Annotated in this window: 4 protein-coding genes and 1 tRNA gene; 4 read left to right on the top strand and 1 reads right to left on the bottom strand. The window is 72.7% G+C overall.

Features of this window, described 5'->3' with window-relative positions; all coding sequences use genetic code 11:
* The first annotated feature begins 182 nt into the window (after positions 1-182).
* Together pyk and ACYVM4_RS00450 are read left to right on the top strand one after the other, a co-directional pair.
* Positions 183-1,661: a pyruvate kinase gene (pyk, locus tag ACYVM4_RS00455; RefSeq protein WP_460667304.1), complete on the top strand. Its 1,479-nt coding sequence runs from the start codon at positions 183-185 to the stop codon at positions 1,659-1,661.
* Between the two features lie 14 nt (positions 1,662-1,675).
* The gene (locus ACYVM4_RS00450; RefSeq protein WP_460667389.1) at positions 1,676-2,134 is read left to right on the top strand and encodes a PaaI family thioesterase; all 459 of its coding nucleotides are present in this window, start codon (positions 1,676-1,678) and stop codon (positions 2,132-2,134) included.
* A gap of 48 nt (positions 2,135-2,182) precedes the next feature.
* Here the strand turns inward: ACYVM4_RS00450 and ACYVM4_RS00445 are convergent.
* Positions 2,183-2,266, bottom strand: a tRNA-Leu gene (locus ACYVM4_RS00445).
* Between the two features lie 226 nt (positions 2,267-2,492).
* Here ACYVM4_RS00445 and ACYVM4_RS00440 point away from each other — a divergent pair.
* Together ACYVM4_RS00440 and polA are read left to right on the top strand one after the other, a co-directional pair.
* Entirely contained in the window at positions 2,493-3,095 is a 603-nt protein-coding gene (locus ACYVM4_RS00440) for an ANTAR domain-containing response regulator (RefSeq protein ID WP_368823372.1), read from the top strand.
* Between the two features lie 85 nt (positions 3,096-3,180).
* Positions 3,181-6,069, top strand: coding sequence for a DNA polymerase I (gene polA / locus ACYVM4_RS00435; protein WP_368823370.1), 2,889 nt, complete (start codon positions 3,181-3,183; stop codon positions 6,067-6,069).
* The last annotated feature ends 36 nt before the right edge of the window (positions 6,070-6,105 follow it).

The raw sequence follows: 6,105 nt of genomic DNA, 5'->3' as shown, positions 1-6,105 counted from the left end.
AGGGCCGCCCCGCCGCCTCGACACCGGCGACGGCGTTGGTAGGCTGGGGACGACCTCCCGCCCCAGGGCGGACATCCAGGCAGTGCGGCCGGGAGCTGCGTCGTGTCCTGCGCGACGGAGCCCCCGGCCGCAGTGCTGTGCACGTCCTCCCCGGTGGCACCCCTCGACCCAAGGCGGCACACATGCGACGAGCAAAGATCGTGGCCACGATCGGCCCGGCCATCTCCTCGTACGAGAACCTCTCCCAGGCGATCCGGTCCGGCATGAACGTGGCCCGGCTCAACATGAGCCACGGCGACCACTCCGTGCACGACACGTCCTACGAGAACCTGCGGCGCGCCTCGGCCGACGCCGGGCAGACGGTCGCGATCCTCGCGGACCTCCAGGGACCGAAGATCCGCCTCGGCCGCTTCGCGGACGGCCCGCACGAGCTGCTGCCCGGCGACGAGTTCTCCATCACCGTCGACGACGTCGAGGGCACCGCGAGCCTGTGCTCCACCACGCACAAGGGCCTGCCCGGTGACGTGAACGTGGGCGACCCGCTGCTCATCGACGACGGCCGGGTGGCCCTGCGCGCCACCGCCGTCTCGGACACCACCGTCACCACCGAGGTGGTCGTGGGCGGGCCCGTGTCCAACAACAAGGGCATCAACCTGCCCGGGGTGGCCGTGAACGTCCCGGCCCTGTCCGACAAGGACGAGGACGACCTGCGCTGGGCGCTGCGCCGCGGCGTGGACCTGATCGCCCTGTCCTTCGTGCGCGACGCCAAGGACATCGTGCGGGTGCACGAGATCATGGACGAGGAGGGCCGGCGGCTGCCGGTGATCGCCAAGATCGAGAAGCCGCAGGCGGTCGACTCCCTGCACGAGATCATCGACGCGTTCGACGGCATCATGGTGGCCCGCGGGGACCTCGGCGTGGAGCTGCCGCTGGAGCAGGTCCCGATCGTGCAGAAGCGCGCCATCGAGCTCGCCCGGCGCTGGGCCAAGCCCGTGATCGTCGCCACCCAGGTGCTCGAGTCCATGATCGACAGCCCCCGGCCCACCCGGGCCGAGGCCTCCGACTGCGCCAACGCGGTGCTCGACGGCGCGGACGCGGTCATGCTCTCCGGGGAGACCTCGGTGGGCAAGTACCCGATCGAGACCATCGAGACGATGGCCCGCATCATCGAGGCCATCGAGTCCCAGGCCCTCGAGCGCGTCCCGGCCCTCGGCACCGAGCCCCGCACCCGCGGCGGTGCGGTGACCCGTGCGGCGGTGACCATCGCCCGGCAGCTCGACGTCAGCTACCTGTGCACGTTCACCCAGTCCGGGGACTCCGCCCGCCGGCTGTCCCGGCTGCGCCCGGCCCACCCGATTCTGGCGTTCACCCCGGAGCCCCTCGTCACGGCGCTCATGTCCCTGCTGTGGGGCGTGCAGCCCATCCAGGTGGCGAAGGTCGACCACACGGACGAGATGACCCGGCAGGTGGACCTGCACCTGCAGGAGCAGGGGCTCGCGGGCAAGGACGACCTCGTCGTGATCTGCGCCGGCTCGCCCCCCGGGGTCGCCGGTACCACCAACCTCGTCAAGGTGCACCGCGTGGGCGACGTCGCGGACGCCGGCGAGCTGCTCTCCGGCGGGCAGCGGCGCGAGCGCGTGGGACCGTGGCGGGAGAGCTGACCGGCCCCGCGGGCATGACCCCCGAGGAGCACTCCCGGGACCTGCGCGAGCACGGCGTCCCCGAGGAGCTGCACGCCGTCTTTCCCGGGCACGGGATGGGCGGGCTCGCCCGGGCGATGGGCATCCGGTTCACGGAGCTCACGCCCGGGCGCTCGGTCGCCACGATGCCGGTCGAGCCGAACACCCAGCCGGGCGGGATCCTGCACGGGGGAGCGCACTGCGTCCTCGCCGAGACGCTCGCCTCGACCGCGGCGAGCGTGCACGCCGGGCCGGGACGGTACGCGGTGGGTGTCGACGTCAACGCGACGCACCAGCGCGGCGTGGCCTCCGGGATGGTCACCGGCACGTGCACGGCGCTGCACCTGGGCGCCACGCTCACCGTCCACGAGGTCGTGATGACCGACGACCGGGGGCGGCGGCTGTCCACGGCCCGCGTCACGAACCTGGTGCGGGAGCGGGACGCCGCGGGCTGACGGCACGGGGGTGGGACGAGAAGACCCCGGACCACCGGTCCGGGGTGCTGGTGCCCAAGGTGGGACTCGAACCCACACTCCAGGGGAACCGCATTTTGAGTGCGGCGCGTCTGCCAATTCCGCCACTTGGGCCTGCGGTCGCAGTCCGCGCCGCCGGGGCGGGCGGCTCCTGCGCTCGACCACTCTACAACAGTTATAGGCTGGGGCTGATCGGACGGAACGCGCGGTGCCGGGCAGTCGGGCGCCGCCGGCCCCGCTGCCCGCGCGGCGCGGGCAACGACGCACCAGCAGCCAAGGAGTCAGCGTGACGGAGCAGCCGAACCCCGCCCCGGCGGAGGAGCCCGAGGCCTGGGACGACCTGTCCGGCGAGTCGGCGGAGAACGACCTGCGCCCGGCCCGCCGGGTGGTGGTCGCCGAGGACGAGACCTTGATCCGCCTGGACATCGTGGAGATGCTCCGGGACGCGGGCTACGAGGTGGTCGCGGAGGCCGACAACGGCCAGCGCGCGGTCGAGCTCGCGCGCGAGCACCGCCCGGACCTCGTGCTCATGGACGTGAAGATGCCCGTTCTGGACGGGATCACCGCGGCGGAGCAGATCGTCTCGGACCGGATCGCCCCCGTGGTCCTGCTCACGGCCTTCAGCCAGCGCGAGCTCGTCGAGCGGGCCCGCGAGGCGGGAGCCATGGCCTACGTGGTCAAGCCGTTCACCGTGGACGACCTCGTGCCCGCGATCGAGATCGCGATCTCCCGGGCCGAGGAGATCGCCGCGCTCGAGCGCGAGGTCTCGGACATGAAGGAGCAGTTCGCCACCCGCAAGCTCGTGGAGCGCGCGAAGTCGCTGTTGACCACCAAGATGGGCCTCACCGAGCCCGAGGCGTTCCGCTGGATCCAGAAGACCTCGATGGACCGCCGGCTGTCCATGCGGGAGGTCGCCGAGGCCATCATCAACCAGGTCACCTGAGCGCGCCGGCCGACCGCACCGGCTGACCCGCCCGGCCTCGGCGGACCGCCCGCCCCGGGTCCGGCGCGGGCCCTAGGATGGGTCCGTGAGTGAAACGACGCAGCAGACGCAGACCGACACGAGCCCCGGGACCGCCGTGCGCACGGTGACCGTCGGGACCGACACCGACCACCCCGTCGACGTCGAGATCCCCCTCCCGGTCTCCCGGCCCGACCGGAAGCTGCTGCTGGTCGACGGCCACTCCCTGGCCTTCCGCGCGTTCTTCGCGCTGTCCCGAGCCGCGGAGTACGGCGGCGGGCCGGCGTTCGTGACCTCCGACGGCCGGCACACCGAGGCCGTCTACGGCTTTGTGAACACGCTCGTGAAGCTGGTGCGGGAGCAGAAGCCCACGCACCTGGTGGTGTCCTTCGACCTCGAGGGACCCACCCTGCGCTCCCAGGAGTACGTGGAGTACAAGGGCGGGCGGGACGAGACGCCCGAGGAGTTCCACGGGCAGGTCCCGCAGATCCGCCGGATCCTCGACGCCCTGGGCGTGCCCGTGGTCACCGCCGAGGGACACGAGGCCGACGACGTCCTGGCCACCCTCGCCCGCCGCGGCGCCGAGCAGGACTACGAGGTGCTGGTCTTCTCCGGGGACCGGGACGCCTTCCAGATGATCGACGAGCACGTCACGGTGGTCTACCCCGGGCGCACCCCGTCCGACCTCAAGCACATGGACGCCGCGGCCGTGGTGGAGAAGTACAAGGTGCCGCCCCAGCACTACCCGGACCTCGCGGCCCTGACCGGCGAGCAGGCCGACAACCTCCCCGGCATCCCCGGCGTGGGCGCGGGGTTCGCGGCCAAGTGGATCCTCGCCTACGGGGGCGTCGACACGATCCTGGCGCACGCGGACCGCGTCAAGGGCAAGAAGGGCGAGGCGCTGCGCGAGCACCGCGCGGCGGTGGAGCGCAACCGGCGGCTCAACCGCCTGGTCACCGATCTCGGGCTGGAGATCGACCTCGCCGACGCCGGTCTGCCCGTGCCCGACACGCAGGCGGTGCAGGAGGTATTCGACGACCTGGAGTTCGGCGACGGCCTGCGCAACAGGCTCTTCGACGCGTTCGGGCGCCCCGCGGAGGAGGCCGCGCCGCCGGCGGACCTCGGCCTGGGCGACGTCGAGCGTCCCGGCACCGCCGAGGAGCTGGAGCGGTGGCTGGCCGGCGGGCCGGGCCCCGTGGTGCTGCACGCGTTGCACCGTGACGACGACCCCGTGCTCCCGGGGGCCCGCGATCTCTCCGGAGTGGTCCTCGCCCGGGGCGGCCACCAGCCGTCCGCGCTGTTCCTCGACCTAGCGGCCGCCGACTCCGCGCTGGAGTCCGCGCTGGCCCGCTGGCTGGCCGACGCGGACCGGCCCAAGATCGTGGACGGGCTCAAGGACGTCTGGAAGTCCCTCGCGGTGCGCGGACTGCCGCTGGCCGGGGTCGTGGACGACCCCCAGCTCTCGGCCTACCTGCTGCAGCCGGCGCGGCGCAGCTACGAGCTCTCCGCGCTGCTCGAGGACCGGCTGGGCCTGGTCGTGGCGCCCGCCGCGGACGGGTCCGCCGCCGAGGGGCAGCAGCAGCTCGCCCTGGACGCCGAGCCCTGGCCCGCCCCGGCGGTGCTGCGGCGGGAGGCGGAGCTGGCGGTCGCGACCGTCCAGCTCTCCGAGCACCTGCGGGAGTTGCTGGCCGAGACGCACCAGACCGCCCTGCTCGCCGACCTCGAGCTGCCCCTGGCCGTGGTGCTGGGCCGGATGGAGCTCGCCGGGATCGCCGTGGACCCCGAGGGGGTCCAGGTCCTGCTGGACGACTTCGCCCGGGTGATCGAGCAGGCGCAGCAGGAGGCGCACGCCCAGATCGAGGAGCCCGTGAACCTCGGCTCCACCAAGCAGCTGCAGCAGGTGATGTTCGAGGATCTGGGCCTGCCGAAGACCAAGAAGATCAAGTCCGGCTTCACCACCGACGCCGACGCCGTGGCGGAGCTGCTCACCCGCACCGACCCGGACTCCAAGGGGCACCGATTCCTCGCCGGCCTGCTGGCCTACCGGGACGCCAACAAGCTCCGCCAGACCGTGGAGGGCCTGCAGAAGGCCATCGCCGAGGACGGCCGCGTGCACACCACGTACATGCAGAACGTCGCCGCCACCGGCCGGCTGTCCTCGACCAACCCCAATCTGCAGAACATCCCCGTGCGCACTGAGGAGGGCCGCCGCATCCGCGGGCTGTTCGTGGTCGGGCGTCCGCAGGACGGCCGGGCGTACGATCAGCTGCTCACCGCCGACTACTCCCAGATCGAGATGCGCATCATGGCGCACCTGTCCGGGGACGCGGCGCTGATCGAGGCGTTCCGCAGCGGCGAGGACCTGCACCGCTTCGTCGGCTCGAAGATCTTCGGCGTGGCCCCCGAGGAGGTCAGCGCGCCCATGCGCTCCAAGGTCAAGGCCATGAGCTACGGGCTGGTGTACGGGCTGAGCTCCTTCGGGCTCTCCAAGCAGCTGCGGATCCCCGTGGACGAGGCGCGCACCCTGATGAGCGACTACTTCACCCGGTTCGGGGCGGTGCGCGACTACCTGCGCGGTGTCGTGGAGCAGGCCCGCGAGGACGGCTACACGGCCACGATCGACGGCCGCCGCCGCTACCTCCCGGACCTCTCCAGCGACAACCGGCAGCTGCGCTCCATGGCCGAGCGCGCCGCCCTCAACGCGCCCATCCAGGGCTCGGCCGCGGACATCATCAAGAAGGCGATGCTTGGCGTGGACCGGCGCTTCGCCGACGAGGGGCTCGGCTCCCGGATGCTCCTGCAGGTCCACGACGAGCTCGTGGTGGAGGTCGTCCGCGGGGAGCGCGAGACCGTGGAGCGGGTGCTGCGCGAGGAGATGGGCGGCGCCGCCGAGCTGTCCGTGCCGCTGGAGGTCAACGTCGGCGCGGGCCGCTCCTGGCACGAGGCGGCCCACTGACCGGCCGGACCGGCGCCCCCGCCGGCACGCCTCCGG

The sequence above is a fragment of the Kocuria himachalensis genome, from assembly GCF_054784195.1.
Note: the sequence above shows the minus strand (reverse complement) of the source record. Positions and strands in the feature narration are given on the sequence as shown.

Bases quoted from the DNA above. Each gene is read 5' to 3' on its own strand.
- ACYVM4_RS00450 (WP_460667389.1), top strand. From the start codon at position 1,676: ATGACCCCCGAGGAGCACTCCCGGGACCTGCGCGAGCACGGCGTCCCC.
- pyk (WP_460667304.1), top strand. From the start codon at position 183: ATGCGACGAGCAAAGATCGTGGCCACGATCGGCCCGGCCATCTCCTCG.